We start from the raw sequence: 17,892 nt of genomic DNA on the forward strand, positions 1-17,892 counted from the left end.
GATGACAACCCGAATAAACACAGTTGCCTAGATTCTTTTTAGTATCAATATACTTTTATGTCATCAAGGATAATACTACGGCTTTTTATCCTGTGATAATCAAGATTGTGTGATGAATCCCATTTCATCCGTTATGCTGTGTTTGCTGCCGTGTTTAGTGCTAGCGAAATTTATGTAGTTCAATCTCAGGGAAATAACTCATGGCAAAACAGTTAAACCTTCTCGCAACGGGACAGGTAATCACAACAGCCCTGCATACAGAAATGCAGAGGTCTTACCTTGAATATGCCATGAGTGTGATTGTAGGCCGAGCCTTACCTGACGTTCGAGATGGCTTAAAGCCAGTGCATCGGCGGATTTTGTACGCCATGCACGAACTCGGTTTGACCCCCGATAGACCATACCGGAAATGCGCTCGTGTGGTGGGGGATGTGCTGGGTAAATACCACCCTCATGGCGACCAATCTGTTTATGATGCTTTAGTGCGGCTAGTGCAAGATTTTTCCTGCCGTTACCCCCTCCTCGCCGGACATGGCAATTTTGGCAGCGTCGATAATGACCCTCCGGCGGCGATGCGTTACACAGAAACGCGCCTAGCTCCCATCAGCCATGAGGGAATGCTGACAGAAATCGGTGAGGAAACCGTAGAATTTATTGGTAACTTTGATAACTCGCAACAAGAACCGACAGTATTACCTGCACAGTTACCGTTTTTGCTGCTTAATGGTTGTGCGGGAATTGCTGTGGGGATGGCGACAAATATTCCCCCTCACAATTTAGGCGAAATCGTTGATGGTTTGATTGCTTTAATCGACCAACCAGATTTAACCGACGAAAAATTATTAGAGTTAATTCCGGGGCCAGATTTTCCCACGGGAGGGGAAATAGTTGGTGATGCCGGGATTCGGGAAGCCTATACCACAGGTAAAGGTGGTATCGTCTTACGGGGTGTGGCGACCGTTGAAGAAATCCCTGGAGGTAAGGGAAGCAAACGCCGGACGGCAATTATTATCACAGAATTGCCTTATCAGGTGAATAAGGCTGGTTGGATTGAGAAAGTCGCGGAATTGGTGAATCAAGGTCGTTTGCAAGGAATTTCTGATCTGCGAGATGAAAGCGATCGCGAAGGTATGCGCGTTGTGATTGAACTCAAACGCGATACCAATCCCCAGGAAGTTCTTCAGCATTTGTATCACCAAACAGCTTTACAAACTAACTTTGGGGCAATTCTTCTGGCCATAGTTGATGGACAACCCCGCCAGTTAAGCTTACGGCAATTGTTGCAGGAGTTTCTCAACTTCCGAGAACAAACCCTCAACCGTCGCTACAGTTACGAGTTGGGGAAGGCGCAAACCAGATTACATACGGTTGAAGGCTTGCTTAAAGCTTTATCTAACTTAGATGAAGTCATCGAAGTTTTGCGCCGTTCCCCCGATGGAAGTACAGCGAAAGTTACCTTATGTAGCCGCCTGGATTTGAGTGAAGACCAAGCAGATGCGATTTTAGCAATGCCATTGCGTCGCCTCACCAGCTTAGAACAGGAGAACTTACAACGAGAGTTTGGGGAACTAAGCGCACAGATAGCTTTACTTGAGAAGTTATTAAGCGATCGCAAAGAATTACTCAAGGCGTTGAAGAAAGATTTGCGATCGCTCAAAAAGAAATACAATGATCCTCGACGCACTAGGTTAAATGCTAACGCTCCAGAGGAACTACCCAAAGGTAAAAAAGCCGACAAACAAAACGGTTCTGCGACAACCGATGAGGAAGGAGAACCACAAACCTTAGAACCTGCGGAAGAAGCAATTTTAGAAGTTACCCACCGGGGATACCTCCGCCGCATTCAGCCAGGAAAAAAATCTAAGGTGGAAAATGGTCTGTTGGAGAGTGATTTTATTATTCAAACCAACCTCACCGACACCCACCAAGAGTTATTAGTCCTTACCAACGGCGGTAAACTTTATCCGGTGAAAGTAGGAGACATTCCCCCAACTACCGGACGTTCTCCACGGGGTACACCGTTGATTACCATGCTGACTACCACAGCACAAGGTAATCAAGAACCTGTAGTCAGCCGCTTCTTACTCCCCGAAAAGTTGGCTGCTCAACAATTAGTTCTTTTAACTAAGCAAGGTAGAATTAAGCGCCTAGCTTTGGAAGAATTAACTAACTTAACTCGGCGCGGAATCACGATTTTAAAACTCAAAGATGATGATGAGTTGTTATTAACTCAGTTCACCAAACCAGGAGAGCAAATCATCTTAGCAAGTTCTGGTGGACGATTGTTGAAATTCTCAGCCAATGATGAACAACTCCCAGTTATGGGGAGAACGGCGATGGGTTTACAAGCATTCCGACTGTTGAGAAATCAGCAGATGGTTGGCTGTGTCAGTTCTACACAAGCAGAGTATTTATTGTTAGTTACCGAACAAGGATATGCGAAACGCTTACCAGTCAATCAACTCAAGGCAGCAAATCGTGGCGACTTAGGCACACAAGCCATGAAATTTGACCCGAAAAACGATATTCTGGCGAGTATGGTAGGAGCAAAAGCTGGCAGTGAAGCGGTAATTATCACCAACAAAGAGCGAGTCATACGCATACCTACAGACTCAGTACCTATCTTGTCGAAGGATGGTAAAGGTGAAAGCATCCTCCAACTCAACCGCGATGAAAAAGTTATTGCTGTAGTTGAAGTTCGTTAGCTGATTCTGCAAGAAGCCTCTTACTCGTTGACTGTTAAACATGAAGCATCAGCCGTTAACAGTCAACCGTTAACAGTCAACCGCCAAAATGATATGTATAACTACAATCCCTTAGAATGCCTACCTTCATCGGCGGAATTGCCAGATTCTGATGATACTCCTGTGGATAACGAACTGCAAATATTAATTCCTAATTTATTGTTAGCCATCTTAGCTGCGATTTGGCAAAACCGTGATGACTGGTTTTTTGGTATCAACATGGGAGTTTATTATTCACCATTAAAACCTGCTATAGTTCCAGATGGATTTTTAAGTTTGGGTGTAGAACGTTTCGTAGGTGAAAATGGACGTTCTAGCTATGTTTTTTGGGAAGAAGATAGTATCCCACCAATTTTAGCTTTGGAAGTGGTTTCTCAAACTTATAACGGTGAATATGAACAGAAAAAAATTGATTATGCTGAATTAGGCATTTTGTATTATGTCATTTATGCACCAACGCGACTACGGCGTAAGCGTCAACGTTTAGAAGTTTATCGTTTAATTGAAGGTAAATACATCTTACAACCAGGGGATAAAATTTGGATGCCTGAAATTGGTTTAGGTATTGGACGCGAACAGGCAACTTATCAAGGAAGAACAAGAGAATGGCTATTTTGGTATGACGAAAATGGCAACAGATACCAAACCCCGGAAGAACAATTACAAGGTTTATTAGCCAAATTACAACAGCAAGGAATTGACCCAAATCAACTTTAATTTGGTTAAATGATGAAAGTGAATAAGAAATATTAGAAATTACAACTATACAAGCAAAGTCTGCCCAAGCTAACTTACAAATCAAGGATTTCGTTTGTGTAGAAGCGATTGCTAACTGTCCTAAACAAAGTCTTCTTCCCCTGTTTACCAATCCCTAACTATACTGCCTTACGACCAAAGGTATAAAAGATAGTAAGATCATTCCAAATACCTTGCTCTGTGACTAAAGCTTCTAACTCAACTTCAAATTGAGTTTTAACTTGCTCTAATTCCTCAGATGAGAGTTGCTGTAGGGGATTAGGAAATTGTCCTGGTGCAGGGCGTGAACTTCCAGCCCACATACTTTTTGCTTGTTCTAGGCTAATATAACCACCATCTTGTTCAGATTTAATTTCAATTGCCTCAAACCCAGCTTTTGCTAATAAATCATGGCATTTTTCTACTGTGCCTGTAGGTTTACTAAATGCTAGTGAAACACCATATTTTTCCGCAACTTTCTGCAAAATAACTCCCTCCACAAAAGCAGTCTCAGAAAATGCGTGAAAGCCTATAATTCCACCAGGTTTAAGTAATTTATACCAGAGGCGTAATGCAGAGGGAATGTCTGACATCCAAATCAAAGCTGAGGAACACAAGATAACATCAAAACTATTAGCTGGAAACGCCAAAGCTTCTGCATCTGCTAGTAGAAATTCAATATTAGTTAAACCTAAAGCATCTATTTTACTATTTGCCTGCTCAAGCATACCTGAAGAAATGTCTACGCCAACAACTCGACCTTGAGAACCAATAATTTGTGCAGCTTCTATGGCAACCATACCAGTACCAGTACAAATATCTAATACTTCTTGTCCTGGCTTAATTTGAGCAAGTTCTACTAAACGATGAGCAATTTTAGGATGCCAATCACCCTCATCATAAGTTTTGCTTCTGCGGCTATATAGTTCAGCAATTTCTTGCTTATATTGGGTCAAGTCAAGTTCTTGAGCCATAGTTTTGTGGCAAATGATTAGTGGTTATTAACTTGTACCACATTCTTATATATCTCTGTGGTTGAATAAATGATTTTTTACCACAGAGACACAAAGACACAAAGTCACAGAGTAATCAATTAGAAGTTGCTGTTACTACCACATTAGAAATAATTTCCTCCAACGTACCGAGTAATTCTTGCTCGTTATAAGGTTTAGAAAAATAAGCCCTAGCACCTAACTGCATCGCCAGTTGTCGATGTTTATTACTACTGCGAGAAGTCAGCATTGCAACTGGAATTTTTTTAGTATCAAAGTGAGAATTTATCCGGTCTAAAAAGCCATAACCATCAAGACGTGGCATTTCAATATCACAAATTACAGCTTGTACTTTCAAACCATGTTCTAATTTCTCCCAAGCATCTTCGCCATCTTTGGCTTGTTCTACCTGATACCCTCCTTTTTCTAAGGTTAATGCTAGGAAACGACGGACATTAATTGAGTCATCAATGATTAAAATTGTGCCTTTGTTGGAAGTAGGAGGTTGTGGTAGTTTGGCACTATCAAAAAAGAGGAATGGTGTTTTTAAGGTGGCTGATGATTGATGATTTTTGGCAGGGCGTTGATTTGTGGCAACTTTATACAGCAGTTCGTTGATATTAACTAATGCTACAACTCGACCATCACCTAAAATGGTGCAGTTATTAAAGCCTTGGGGTAAGGGAATATTGCCCTCCACTTGACGGATAGCTACTTCTTGTTCACCCCAACAACGGTCTACTAAGATGGCTACAGGTTGATTATTACCTTTAACTATGAGGACGCTGTGGGCGTTAATGGCTGGAGGTGTTTCTAGTTCGGGGCTATCGTAGCGGGGACAGTTAAATTCTAGGTGGCGACTCAAGCGAATTAGGGGTAACATGCTTCCTTGCCAATTGAGGACTTCGTTACCAGCCATTGGGAAAACTTGCTCGTTTTGTAGTATGAAGAGTTCTGTAACTACGTCGGTAGGAAATGCTAACAGCATTTTGTTAGTTTCTACTAACAAAACTCTGGCGATGGATAAGGTAAAGGGTACTGATAGGGTAAAGGTTGTTCCTACTCCTGGTTCAGTATCAACTGTGATGTCGCCACGCACCAGTTTGAGGTTATTACGAACTACATCCATCCCCACACCACGCCCAGACAAAGATGTAACTTTTTCTGAGGTGCTGAACCCTGGTTCAAAAATCAGTGATAGCAGTTCTTCGTCAGTAGCGTTAGTGAGTAGAGTTGCATCTATCCCCATTGCTTGGGCGCGGGTGCGAATTTTGTCTAAAGCAATGCCGCGACCGTCATCACGCATGGTAATAATGGTACGATTACTGCGGTGAGTGGCGGTAATTTCGATTAAGCCTTGTTCTGGTTTGCCTAATGCCTGACGGGTGGCTGGTTCTTCGATACCATGATCAAAAGCATTCCTTAAGAGGTGCATTAAAGGCTCATTTAATGCTTCTAAAATGCTGCGTTCAATTAAGGTGTTACCACCTGTAATTTTTAATTGTACACTTTTGCCATATTCTACATTTAAGTCGCGGATGGCTCTAGGAAAACGCTCAACTAAATCCGACATGGGGCGCATACGGATATGATTGAGCTTGGTTTGTAATTGTTTTGATGTTTTATTAAGTTTACGAGCGACATGATCTGTGTCGTCAAGACCAAGTTGAATATCTGTGGTGACTTCTTGGACTTGGACGATGGTTTCTGTGAGGGTTTGCGATCGCAAATTCAACTCATTATACCGATCCATCTCCAAGGCATCAAATTCGCTCTCTTTGGGGTACTCTCCACCACTATGAGCATTTACCAAAGTTTTGCTGATTTTTCTTTCATTAATTGTGCGTAATTCTTGATTTTCTCGCTCAAGTGTCTGCACTCGTTGATTTAAGTTCCGCACCAGTTTCCGCAATTTTTCTATTTGGGAGTTGAGTCCATTACGTTGGATAATTAACTCACCAAATAAATCGTTGATTTGCTCTAATTGCTTACTGGGAACTCGGACTGTATTTTCTTGATATTCCCGGTCTTTGTTATTAGTTAATGTATAATCTGTTATGGTATTTTCTTTAGCAAATTCCGTCAGAAAATCGGGAAATTCTATAATAGCTAAATCATGATTAATTTCTTGGTCTATGGCTGTGAAATCTTCAGCAATTAATTCATTTTCAATAAATATTTCTGGTGTTTCTTCTATCTCCTGTGGTGGTAGGGATAAAGTAGGTACAGGAAGATTAACCACTTCACCAAACTGAAGCTTTGTCGGTAAACTATCGCGTTGATTTGTTAAAACCAGAGCTTGCGATCGCCTCCATGTTTGTAAAGCTAACTGGGCAATTTCTGTAATGTTGCCGTTAGCATTTTCTATATGATATTTGATGGATTCACAAAGTTGGGTAAATGCTGTTAATTGCAACATTTCCCCCAACCCACCCAATTCAGCCGCCATGATGGCAACTTCTTCTTGTAAACAAGGTTGGTCTTTGTCTGCCAAAACCGACTCTAGACGCTGCAAACAGCCTTCCACCTCGGTTTCAAACAACAGAGGTACAATGTCTTGTCCCTCCTCTGGTGATAGCATAGTAGCAGCATCTTCAGGGCTAGGCTCACCCAGGCGATCGCGCAATTCATCGAAGACTGGGTGACAAAATGTAGTTAACCAATCTTCTTCTACAGCATTACCTTCTCCTAATAACTCCACAATTTGCCGCAACCAATCAACAGCAGAAAGTAATAAACTCTGTAATTGGGTATCAATTTCTAGAGAGTTTTTGCGAGTTTTTAAAACTTTAAAAGCGTCTTCCAAACGATGGGATAAATCACTCAAAGCGCGAAATCCCATCATTGCTGCCCCACCTTTAATTGAGTGGGCGGCACGCAACGCAGCGTTCATTTTCTCTAAGTCAATGCGGTGACTTGTATCGATTTCCAGCAATACCCCTTCTAGAGTATTAATGTAATCTGTGGCTTCTTCCAGAAATTGCATCTGGATTTCTAATTCTTTATCTTTTGACATGGTGGTTAGTCATTGGTCATTGGTCATTGGTCATTGGTCATTGGTTATTAGTCAACAGTCTTTTGACTATGGACTATGGACTATGGACTATGGACTATGGACTATTAACTCACTTTAAAAGTACCAACAGCTTTTTGTAGCTGATGAGAAATTTCTACAGTTTGTTTAAGAGATTGGGCTACTAGGCGGGAGGAGTCGCTGCTGCGTTTGGAGACAGAAGAGATATCCTGCATGAGTCGGCTGACGGTTTGTGATGTTTCTACTTGGGATACGGTGGCGGTGGAAATTGATTGGATTAATGAGTCGATTTGGCGGGATACATCTAATATTTGACTCAGGCTTTGTTTGGCTTCTTCGACAATTATTGTCCCTTCTACAACTTGGGTAGTTCCTACTTCCATCGCCTTAACTACTTCGCTGGTTTCCCGTTGAATGTTCTCGACAATTTGCTCGATTTCTTGGGTAGCTATGGCGCTTCTGGCAGCTAGTTCACCGATTTCTTCAGCTACTACACCAAAGCCTTCGCCATCTTCCCCAGCACGGGCGGCTTCAATACCGGCGTTGATGGCAAGGAGGTTGGTTTGGGTGGCGATTTGATTGATGATGGAGACGACGCGGGAAATTTGTTGGGAAGATTCTCCCAGGCGTTTGACTTTCTTGGCGGTTTCACCGACGGTTTCCCGCAAAGACAAGATGTTTTGTACAGTCAAGTCCATTGCTTGTCCACTCTTGGTAGCGGTGATAGCTGCATGGTTGGCGACTGTAGCGGCTTGTTGGGCGCTGTCGGCTACAGCCTGCATGGAGTGGGTCATTTTATCAACTGCGTCTAAGGTGCGGTTGATTTCGGCGGCTTGGGTGAGGGCTTCTTCTGCGAGTTGGCGTATTGCGCCTTCGTTGGAACCAATGGCAGTATTTAATTGACCTGCGGCTTGTTTAACTTGGGTAACGATATCGCGGAGGTTTTCGACTATGGAGTTGAAGAAGTCGGCGACTGTACCAATTTCCCCGGCTGTGACATCGGCGCGAACTGTTAAGTCACCTTTGGCTACGCCTTCAACGTTACTGAGGAGTTCTAAGAGTTGTAATTGTAAAGCGTCTTGGGGTTGCCATTCGTGGTCAGGGTTGGTAACTACAAAACCTCGGTGTTTGGAGACAATTTGTAAATGTTCGCCGACTTGATTAATATTTGTTGCCAATGTACCTAATTCATCTTCCCGATTAATTTCTACACGAGTAGTAAATTCCCCTTGACCGAGTTTTGCTAAGGCAGAGGTCGCATCTAATAGGGGTTGTGTGGTACGCTGTGCCAACCAAGCTGCGATCGCACCTACTCCACAAGCTGTTACTCCTGTACCTAAAAGAATTGTCCACAGCAGTTGTGTTTGTGATTGGAATAGCACATCTGCATCGGCAGTCATTAATACTTGCCAGTTTAAGTTAGGTAGTCCTGCTAAATTTTGCGGGGGTACGTAACTTAGTAATACTTGTTTTTGATTAGTTTTAGGAACCGTGACGAAACTAGCAACTTGTTTGCCATCTAAGCGTGTGGCTAATTTGGGATAATTGGCTTTGGCTTCTTTACCTATAAGTTCTTTTTCAGGACTGAGAAAAATTGTGCCTGAGTTATCCAGCAAACTATATGTATTCCCGTTAACAGTGTAGTTTTGCATCACTGTTTCTAAGGATTTAATGGGCATTTTGGCTAGTACTACAGCCACAATTTGATTGTTAATACTATCTTTAACTGGTACGGCTATGTAAATACTTGATATATCTACTTGTTGAATGAGTGGAGTTTCTTTTTGCAGAATCTCTTGAAAATAGCTTTGGTCTTTTTGATTATATAAAATCTCGCCTGTAGACTGGGCTATCACTTCCCCTTTAGTATCGAATACCGCAATACTTTCGTAATTTTGGTAAGTTTGCACAAGACTATCGAGGACAGCTTGTTTTTCTTCTTTACTTGTCTTATTACTCAGTTGAGTATTAGTAAAAAATGGAAGTTGGGAGATAAATTGAATATCTGCATAACGTTCCAACATGAAGCGATTAGCTGTGTCTGTTAATTTAATCGCTGCTGTTTGCTGGGTTTTGGTGATTTGTTGAGTAATTGATTTGTTGAGGAGATTATAGGCGATCGCGCCGACGGTTAAAATGGGGAGTGTACCGAGGGCGATCGCTAAAATTACAGCTTTTGTTTTTAGGCTCAAGCTTTGGTAATAAAATAGCCAATTTTTATAATTAACAAGTTGATTTAATTTACTAGAAATCTGTCCTATACCATCGGTAGATTTTACGGTAGAAATCAATGATGCTTTCTTTTGAGCATCACCACCTTTAGCTATGTCAGTTTTATTAATCATAATTGCAGTTTTACCAACGAGTTAATGAGAACAACAAAATACTTTAGAAATGATTTTAATTGCCAACAATTACAGAAGAATTTACAATCGCTTGAGCATCTAATACGAGTAGAGTTTCTTCCTGTTGGGTAACACAACCACGTAAATAAGGAACTAAACTAGATGCCACTTGCCCAATAGGTGAACGAATATCTTCAGGCATAAATTTAATTATGCCTTTAATCTCTTGTACTACTAAACCCAAGAGCATAGATTCAACTTTAATTACAATCACACTATATTGATGTAATCTGTTTTCTAAAGACTCCAGATTGAGCATTTTTGGTAAATCAACTGTCCAAATTATCCGACTACGCCAATTCATCAAACCTAAGACACAAGCAGGCATACTTGGCATTGCCGTAATAGATTCTACAGGAATAATCACTGCCTCTTGGGTATGATTCATCGCTAAAATAGCGGCAGTTTGTTGATTTAAGTAGAATTTAAGATAACCATCTTTTGATTTATTTTGAGGTGACTGAGTAGTCAATACAGTTTGAGAATTATCCATTTATCTCCATTATTAATTACGAATTACGAATTACAACTGATTTAATAGTACGCAACAAGTTTTCCTGAGTATATGGTTTTGTAATATAAGCATCAGCCCCTTGTTTCATCGCCCACAAACGGTCTATTTCTAAATTTTTAGAGCTGCAAATTACTATTGGCAATTTCTCTGTTTGTGGGTGTTTTTTCAAGGAACGGCATAATTCAAATCCACTCATTCCTGGCATCACGACATCAGTAACAATGGCATCAGGATTTTCTAATAAAGCCTTCTCCATTGCTTCTTTTGCACCAGCAGCTTTAATAACGTTATAACCACTATCTTGTAAATAACGACTCATCAGTTCTAATTCACTAGGTGAGTCTTCAACAATCAAGATTTTGCCAACCATTGTAATACTCATCATTAAACCTCTTTACCCAATATGTTTAAATACCATTTTCAGTAATTCTGACTGATCAAAAGGCTTAGTTAAATATCCTGAAGACCTGACCATTTTGGCTTTAGCCCTATCTATAAATCCCGTTCTTCCCGTCACCATAATAATAGGTGTATTTTTAAATGCTGAATGTCTCCGCAAAAGAGAACATAACTCATAACCATCTAAATTTGGCATTTCCACATCGAGTAAAATTAAGTCTGGTTTACTCCGCAGAATTTGCATTAAAGCTTTAACTGGATCATTAATAGTGACAACTGTAAATACATTCTCATCCAAAAAGCTTTTGATGGAATTTAAGACGGTGAGACTATCATCAATACAAGCAATAGTATATAAGGTTTTTCTAACTAAAGATGGCGGTGTTGTTTGTTGAGAATTGTCTTTTACTTCTTGATGATTGTTTTGAGATACAGGCGGTGATACAGGTCTAGTTGATGGTAGAACTTGCGAACCACCACCTGTATTAATAGCTGGAGTCCGATGACGATTTCGGAGTTGCTTTTGACAATGTTCAACTATTAAACGCAAATCTAAATGACAGAATTTGGGGAGTTCTTCCCAAGTCACATCAGGAAAAAATTCATAACTTCCCTCTTTGATGAGTAGAAAAGTTTCGATAACTTCTTTTGCTAATTCTTCTATAAGGACGGCTGCTTGTTTAGATGTAATATGATTTTGCTCAACTAACCAGCAAATGGCTTGATAATCTGCATAGATTATAGATTGATTTTCACTTTTAGGTTCAAACATCAACCGCATTTGAATACGAGTGGCGCTATTGAGAGTAGGGATTTTTTGACTTAAGCGCCGCAGTTGGTTATCCAAACGTTCAAACAGCTTATCTGAGTAAGAAGCATAGGTAAGCTTACCCCCATCTAAATTAATTGACCAAGATGTGGTATCTGTAAATACACGTAAGCAGCCTGTAGCATGGCGGCTGGTGAGTTGAGCCAAAAGAGATAGGGGATGTAGTTTATGATTTAACTTGTAGTTATTGATAGAAGATGTACCCATTTTGCTTTTACTTTAGATAAATTCTGAACGTGTCAACTGGGTTGATACCGAAGCTTTACCACAAGTCCTATCGTTATTCACTTAACTAAGCACTTAATTAAAATATAAATTTATCAATCAGGATTTGCGGCAAACCACAGACAGAGGCAATATTTGGTAATAATTCAATCCTCTATAGGGTATAAGTTTTAATTGATTTCTTTACTTTTTTACTGAGAGTGATATACCTTTTGGGAGATTCAATCAAAAAAGGGTAAAGTTGCAAAAAAGTAATATTTCTCTGAGTAATTTTTAATTCATAAAAACTAAATTAACAATGTTAATCTAACAGAATTTAACTTAATTCTTATCCGTGTTTCCACTTAAAAGAAAATCAGTTAACTTAATCTAGTCAGATTTTGCTTTTTTGTTAAGTATGACTACGCAAATTGTGATAACTCAGCTATGACAATTACCTCCACTGTTGCTAGTGCAATTGTCCATATAGTTCCCAATTTTTGACATATTATTCATAAAGTTGGAAAAGTTATTTAGTCATTGGTCATAGGTCATTAGTCAACAGTCAACAGTCAACAGTCCATAGTCCATAGAAAAGAGAAAGGGGAAAGGTTTTGTTCCTTTTCCCCTAACAGTTTTATATATTCTTCCTTGTCTCCCCCATCTCCCCTTACTCTAAAAATCCTTATGAGTAAATGGTTTAGCCTCTGCGCCTGTGTAGGTGGCGACGATGTGTCCTGCGCCTGTCATTTGATATTTATATGTGACTAGTCCTTCTAAACCTACGGGGCCACGGGGGGGCATTTGTTGAGTACTAATGCCTACTTCTGCACCAAAACCGTAGCGGAAACCATCGGCGAAGCGAGTAGAACAGTTGTGGAAGACTCCGGCTGAGTTGACTAAGCCAAAGAAGGTGGCGACGGCTGCATGATCTTCGGTGATAATGGCATCGGTATGGCGGGAACCGTATTGATTGATATGAGCGATCGCATCCGTTAATGAGTCTACAATCTTAATTGACAAGATAAAATCGCTGTACTCTGTTTCCCAGTCTAGGGCTGTGGCTGCGGCAATATCAGGTAATATTTCTAAGGTACGCTCATCGCCCCGCGATTCTACCTGACGTTGTGCCAATGCCTGGGCGACTTGTGGTAAGAATTGTGCGGCAATTGATTCATGTACGAGTAAAGTTTCAATGGCATTACAAGCAGCTGGATACTGTACTTTAGCATCAACAGTCACGGCAACTGCTTTCTCTAAATCGGCAGCCTTATCTATATATATATGACAAATACCGTCGGCGTGACCAAGTACAGGAATACGAGTATTTTCCTGCACGAACCGCACAAAGGAATTGGAACCTCTGGGAATAATTAAGTCTACATATTTATCTAGGCGCAAAAGTTCTAAGGTTTCTTCCCTAGTTGTGAGTAACTGCACCACATCAGGGTTAACATCTGTTGTAGATAACCCTTGTTTGACAGCTTTGACTATGGCCTCACAGGAACGCACAGCTTCCTTCCCACATTTGAGAATTACGCCATTCCCAGACTTAATAGCCAAGGAGATAATTTGGATGGCGGCTTCGGGACGCGCTTCAAAAATAATCCCCAACACACCCAAAGGACAAGTTATCCGTTTGAGAACTAACCCAGTATCCAGTTCGCGCTGAATTTGCACTTGTCCCACTGGATCTGCTAGTTTACCGACATCCCGCACCCCAGCGATCGCATCTCTTAATTTATGTTCATCCAATTGCAACCGCTTATATAGTGGTTTAGCAATACCAAGAGCCGTCGCCGCTTCACAATCAGCAATATTTGCCTGTAATATCTCATCCTTAGCCGATTCTAAAGCAGAAGCCACAGCCGCGATCGCACTATTTTTCGCCTCAGTAGACAACATCGCCAACAAACTCGCAGCCTGACGAGTTTTCTGGGCAATTTCATTCAGGGAAGATGCAGCTTGTAAAGTAGTCATATTAGTCATTAGTCATTAGTTATTAGTTATTAGTCCATAGTCAACAGTCCACAGTCAACTGACAACTGTCGACTTTTAATTGACAACTGACAAACTTGTACAGAACCTTTGTTAAATGGTAACGTCAACAAGTGGAACCGTAGAAAGAGTCCTCACATCATGAAGCGCAGACATCAAGTAGCCTTTCTCTACACATCACTCATCAGTCTCAGCTTAGTCTCCGGCTACCTCATACCTGCTACCATTGTCGCTGCACCACCAAGAACCCCAGATAAAACAGTAAGCTGTGACATTTTAGTTGTCGGTGGTGGACTTTCTGGTGTCGCCACAGCCTACGAGGGTTTACTCGCAGGGAGAAGGGTATGCTTGACGGAAATTACCGACTGGTTGGGAGGGCAAATTTCTTCTCAGGGAACCTCAGCTTTAGATGAACGCCCGACGCAAAGTCAACGTAAATTCTATTCTCGCGGTTATTTGGAACTGCGTAACCGGATTCAAAAAAAATATGGTGAACTCAACCCCGGAGACTGTTGGGTGAGTGAGTCCTGTTTTTTACCCCGTGATGCCCATACAATTATGGTGCAAATGCTGAGGGATGCAGAGAAGCGGGGTAAGGGGAAACTGGAATGGTTCCCAAACACGGTAATTAAGGATTTGGAAATTTCTCAGGGTAAGTTAATTAATAGCGCGATCGCCATTCAACATCAACCAGCCAAAGGCGCACCCCCCATTAACACCCTACCCTTATCACAAACAATTGAAGACGCTTATCACTACAGCAACTCATCCCGGTTTACCAAAACTATTATCCGCCTAGTTCCCCAACAAACTAAGGGCAATGCCCCGAAATGGTATGTAGTTGATACCAGCGAAACAGGCGAAATAATTGCCCTGGCTGATGTTCCCTACCGCTTAGGCATTGATGCCCGTTCCTATCTGGAACCTTCTTCTTCCAGTACCAAAAATGACCCCTATTGTACTCAAGGGTTTACTTACACCTTTGCAATGGAGGCTACTAAGGAACCGCAGCCGCAGAAAATGCCCCCCTATTATCTGCAATATTCACCCTATTTCAGCTATGAACTACCAAGGTTAGCAGATTTTGGCTTAGTTTTCACCTACCGCCGCATCTGGGATGTCGATAAAGGACAACAAGTTACTTTCAACGGTGTGAAATATACCGCCCCCACACCTGGGGATATTTCTATGCAGAACTGGACATGGGGTAACGACTATCGCCCAGGTACAGCCCAAGATAATCTAATTTATACGCGCCAACAACTACAAGGTACTGGACAGTTAAAACCAGGTGGTTGGATGGGAGGACTGCGAACCGAAAGCCTCCGCAAAGCTGAAGAAAAAGCCTATTCCTTCTATTACTGGTTAGTACAGGGAACCACCGACTCCCAATTAGGGGAAGGCGTAAAGCGTCCTCAAACAAATAACCGCTTTGTCTCAGGGTTAGACTCCCCAATGGGAACAGTGCATGGCTTATCAAAATACCCTTATATGCGCGAAGGTAGGCGCATCATCGGCCGCCCTAGTTGGGGACAACCCACAGGCTTTAGCATTTGGGAAATTGATATTTCTCGCCGCAACTACAACGACGAATACTACCGTAAAACCCTACCCGCCGATATGTATCGTCGCTTAAGAGCCGCATTAGCAGGTTTAGAAGCAACATCAGTTATTTCTGGGCAAGTTTCCCCAGATAAAGCCATGCGCCGTACTCGCTCTACCATTTTCCCCGATGCTATAGGCATTGGTCACTATGCAATAGACTTTCACCCCTGCATGGAGAAAAGCCCACCAGAAGCACCCGGTAATAGAGAACGCCCTGGAGAAAGACGCGGTGCAGGACAAGCCTATCCCTTCCAAATAGCGCTACGGGCGATGATTCCCCAAAAAATTGATAATTTAATAGTAGGTGGTAAAAGTATCGCCACCAGCCACATCGCTGCGGCGGCTTACAGAGTCCACTCCTTTGAATGGTCTGCTGGCGCGGCTGCGGGAACTGTAGCGGCTTTTTCTCTCAAAAATGGAGTCGCACCCTACCAATTAGTAGACGACTTACCCAAACCCGAACCCCAACTCCAAGCCCTCAAACGCCTTCTAGAAAAAAACGGCAACCCCACAGCCTTCCCTGATACTTCCATCTTTAACGAGAATTGGGAAGATTGGCGGTAGAAGTGGGGAGTGCTGTTAGCGGTAGCGGCGCGTTTAGCGCGTGCTGAGTAAGTATTTCTTATTCTGCCTGTTGACTAATGACTAATGACTAATGACCACTAACAATAGACTAAACTATTTAGTTGTAGTGTAGTTTTGTAAAATCTCTCTGGTTAACTGTTCTATGGTTACAAAACTTTCGATAGCTGTTTACGCTATGAGTACAGCGCCAACCATAGCCCCCGAACGGTCTAATCAAACTGTCCAAAAGCCTTATCCTAATTACAAGGTAATTGTGTTAAATGATGACTTTAATACTTTTCAACACGTTGCTGAGTGTTTGATGAAATATATTCCTGGTATGACTGGTGATTTAGCTTGGGATCTCACTAATCAAGTACATTTTGAGGGACAAGCGATCGTTTGGGTAGGGCCACAAGAACCAGCAGAATTGTATCATCAACAATTGCGTAGGGCAGGCCTGACAATGGCTCCCTTAGAGGCGGCTTAATTATCATGGGTAAACCTGCCGACAACCGTAAATCCGCTTCTCGCAAAGATGGTAGATTAGTTTGGAATCATTCTACCCATATACCTGGCCTGATCCCAATTTTAGAACGCCTGTGTCAACAAGATGGTATTCAAACCATTACACCAGGGGTTATTGGTAGGGTGAAAGGCCATTCCCCAAAAATGCAGTTACGTATATCTGTACCTATTCGTGGTGGTTATAAAGTAATTGCTAGACAAGGTAAAACGGTGCAAGAGGTGTTTATCTTAACACCTCTTTCTCAGGATACACTTGAAGAAATGATTGCGATCGCCTGTGGCAGAGTTTAGTTCCTAACTTAGCTCTAAAGTCCATAGTCCAAAATTACTCATAACTAATGACTGATGACTAATCTTGAACTTCTTGTCTGACTGCAAATCTATGTAGCGGCAAGCTCAATATACAAGAAAAAGTTAAAAAGTATGACAATGCTGTAGTTATTTTCAGTGTCATCATCATTGGTTCGTAGTTAGGAAAGACCATCTTCTCCAAACCAAACGCCACACAATAAACGAGCCAATAACTAAAGCTCATTCTAAATAAAATCTTCTCTGTTTCTTCTCGTTCATCATCCTTTGTACCCTTGCGATCCCACAGGAGCATCAAGCCCAGAATCGAAGCTACAAAGGACACAGCAACCACAGACCCATGACACAAAAAATTAACTTCGTGCATCTGCATTTATCCTAAATTTTGCCATTGAGATTCAGTCTAAAGGAATATTCCTTCAGTCGACACGAAATAGTAACAAACTGCAATATAAAGCTATGCTTTTTGTTAACAAATGCAACGATCAATATCTTTGCTTTGATTTTGTAAAACAACTTTTAGATAGTACTTACTTCGCAAAATTACATTCTCAAACCTTTATAAATTCAAGTTTTTATCAATAGCATCGCCATGCGTTTCTTTTAACCTATTCCCTGTATTTCTTAAAATATGAGCAGTTTTAACCTGCTAAGAGATTATTTATAAAGTAAAAATAAAATTCTTGTAGGGTGTGTTAGGCATAGACTTTGACTATAGGTTCTCATGAAAAATCTAATAGAAGCGCCTAACGCACCGTTAGATCAGATGGTGAGTTAGGCTGAAGCCATAAAGCACCCTACTTAAGTCTCTTAGATAAGATTTTCTTGAATGTAAGTACTATCGTAAACCTACTGACACTGCTAATATCTATATAAAGTTCTTTTACTTAAGTTCTTCAATCTCGTACAAAGCCACTTAGACTAGTCCCTAAGTGCCATAATAGTACAAATGTTCTTAAGGGCATTTGGATACCGTTAGCGCTTTGTATGGGTTAAAGGTCAATTACTGGTAATAAATACAATATAATCCTC

Annotated in this window: 13 protein-coding genes; 5 read left to right on the forward strand and 8 right to left on the reverse strand. The window is 41.4% G+C overall.

What is annotated here, in order from left to right; all coding sequences use genetic code 11:
- The first annotated feature begins 200 nt into the window (after positions 1-200).
- Positions 201-2,705 carry a DNA gyrase subunit A gene (gene gyrA / locus NSMS1_RS03850; RefSeq protein ID WP_224091254.1) on the forward strand — a complete coding sequence of 835 codons (2,505 nt, stop codon included), beginning with the start codon at positions 201-203 and terminating at the stop codon, positions 2,703-2,705.
- A 93-nt stretch (positions 2,706-2,798) separates the two neighbouring features.
- Entirely contained in the window at positions 2,799-3,461 is a 663-nt protein-coding gene (locus NSMS1_RS03855; RefSeq protein ID WP_224095067.1) for a Uma2 family endonuclease, read from the forward strand.
- Between the two features lie 158 nt (positions 3,462-3,619).
- On the opposite strand, the gene NSMS1_RS03860 is transcribed toward NSMS1_RS03855, so the two are convergent.
- The 7 genes from NSMS1_RS03860 to NSMS1_RS03890 form a co-directional block, all read right to left on the reverse strand.
- Positions 3,620-4,453, reverse strand: coding sequence for a class I SAM-dependent methyltransferase (locus tag NSMS1_RS03860; protein WP_224091258.1), 834 nt, complete (start codon positions 4,451-4,453; stop codon positions 3,620-3,622).
- A 115-nt stretch (positions 4,454-4,568) separates the two neighbouring features.
- Entirely contained in the window at positions 4,569-7,487 is a 2,919-nt protein-coding gene (locus NSMS1_RS03865) for a hybrid sensor histidine kinase/response regulator (RefSeq protein ID WP_224091259.1), read from the reverse strand.
- 104 nt (positions 7,488-7,591) lie between these two features.
- Positions 7,592-9,850, reverse strand: a complete 2,259-nt coding sequence (locus NSMS1_RS03870; protein WP_224091260.1) for a methyl-accepting chemotaxis protein — start codon at positions 9,848-9,850, stop codon at positions 7,592-7,594.
- A gap of 55 nt (positions 9,851-9,905) precedes the next feature.
- A complete protein-coding gene (locus NSMS1_RS03875) occupies positions 9,906-10,403 on the reverse strand; it encodes a chemotaxis protein CheW (protein ID WP_224091262.1) in 498 nt (165 codons plus the stop codon).
- Between the two features lie 16 nt (positions 10,404-10,419).
- Positions 10,420-10,806, reverse strand: coding sequence for a response regulator transcription factor (locus NSMS1_RS03880; RefSeq protein WP_224095069.1), 387 nt, complete (start codon positions 10,804-10,806; stop codon positions 10,420-10,422).
- Positions 10,807-10,818: 12 nt separating this feature from the next.
- Positions 10,819-11,859, reverse strand: coding sequence for a response regulator (locus NSMS1_RS03885; protein WP_224091264.1), 1,041 nt, complete (start codon positions 11,857-11,859; stop codon positions 10,819-10,821).
- Between the two features lie 672 nt (positions 11,860-12,531).
- Complete coding sequence (locus tag NSMS1_RS03890; RefSeq protein ID WP_224095071.1) at positions 12,532-13,836, reverse strand: glutamate-5-semialdehyde dehydrogenase; 1,305 nt, start codon at positions 13,834-13,836, stop codon at positions 12,532-12,534.
- Between the two features lie 159 nt (positions 13,837-13,995).
- On the opposite strand from NSMS1_RS03890, the gene NSMS1_RS03895 reads away from it, so the two are divergent.
- The 3 genes from NSMS1_RS03895 (at position 13,996) to NSMS1_RS03905 (ending at position 16,842) form a co-directional block, all read left to right on the forward strand.
- Entirely contained in the window at positions 13,996-16,023 is a 2,028-nt protein-coding gene (locus NSMS1_RS03895; protein ID WP_224091267.1) for an FAD-dependent oxidoreductase, read from the forward strand.
- 163 nt (positions 16,024-16,186) lie between these two features.
- Positions 16,187-16,513, forward strand: coding sequence for an ATP-dependent Clp protease adapter ClpS (gene clpS, locus NSMS1_RS03900; protein ID WP_224091269.1), 327 nt, complete (start codon positions 16,187-16,189; stop codon positions 16,511-16,513).
- A 5-nt stretch (positions 16,514-16,518) separates the two neighbouring features.
- The gene (locus NSMS1_RS03905) at positions 16,519-16,842 is read left to right on the forward strand and encodes a DUF2103 domain-containing protein (RefSeq protein WP_224091271.1); all 324 of its coding nucleotides are present in this window, start codon (positions 16,519-16,521) and stop codon (positions 16,840-16,842) included.
- A gap of 58 nt (positions 16,843-16,900) precedes the next feature.
- On the opposite strand, the gene NSMS1_RS03910 is transcribed toward NSMS1_RS03905, so the two are convergent.
- The gene (locus NSMS1_RS03910; protein WP_224091273.1) at positions 16,901-17,233 is read right to left on the reverse strand and encodes a hypothetical protein; all 333 of its coding nucleotides are present in this window, start codon (positions 17,231-17,233) and stop codon (positions 16,901-16,903) included.
- Positions 17,234-17,892: the final 659 nt, after the last annotated feature.

It is taken from the genome of Nostoc sp. MS1, assembly GCF_019976755.1.
Taxonomy (GTDB): Bacteria; Cyanobacteriota; Cyanobacteriia; order Cyanobacteriales; family Nostocaceae; genus Trichormus.

Coding starts and splice junctions, on each gene's coding strand:
- NSMS1_RS03855 (WP_224095067.1), top strand. CDS start 2,799: ATGTATAACTACAATCCCTTAGAATGCCTACCTTCATCGGCGGAATTG.
- gyrA (WP_224091254.1), top strand. CDS start 201: ATGGCAAAACAGTTAAACCTTCTCGCAACGGGACAGGTAATCACAACA.
- NSMS1_RS03860 (WP_224091258.1), bottom strand. CDS start 4,453: ATGGCTCAAGAACTTGACTTGACCCAATATAAGCAAGAAATTGCTGAA.
- NSMS1_RS03870 (WP_224091260.1), bottom strand. CDS start 9,850: ATGATTAATAAAACTGACATAGCTAAAGGTGGTGATGCTCAAAAGAAA.
- NSMS1_RS03865 (WP_224091259.1), bottom strand. CDS start 7,487: ATGTCAAAAGATAAAGAATTAGAAATCCAGATGCAATTTCTGGAAGAA.
- NSMS1_RS03905 (WP_224091271.1), top strand. CDS start 16,519: ATGGGTAAACCTGCCGACAACCGTAAATCCGCTTCTCGCAAAGATGGT.
- NSMS1_RS03910 (WP_224091273.1), bottom strand. CDS start 17,233: ATGCAGATGCACGAAGTTAATTTTTTGTGTCATGGGTCTGTGGTTGCT.
- NSMS1_RS03875 (WP_224091262.1), bottom strand. CDS start 10,403: ATGGATAATTCTCAAACTGTATTGACTACTCAGTCACCTCAAAATAAA.
- NSMS1_RS03885 (WP_224091264.1), bottom strand. CDS start 11,859: ATGGGTACATCTTCTATCAATAACTACAAGTTAAATCATAAACTACAT.
- NSMS1_RS03880 (WP_224095069.1), bottom strand. CDS start 10,806: ATGAGTATTACAATGGTTGGCAAAATCTTGATTGTTGAAGACTCACCT.
- NSMS1_RS03895 (WP_224091267.1), top strand. CDS start 13,996: ATGAAGCGCAGACATCAAGTAGCCTTTCTCTACACATCACTCATCAGT.
- NSMS1_RS03890 (WP_224095071.1), bottom strand. CDS start 13,836: ATGACTACTTTACAAGCTGCATCTTCCCTGAATGAAATTGCCCAGAAA.
- clpS (WP_224091269.1), top strand. CDS start 16,187: ATGGTTACAAAACTTTCGATAGCTGTTTACGCTATGAGTACAGCGCCA.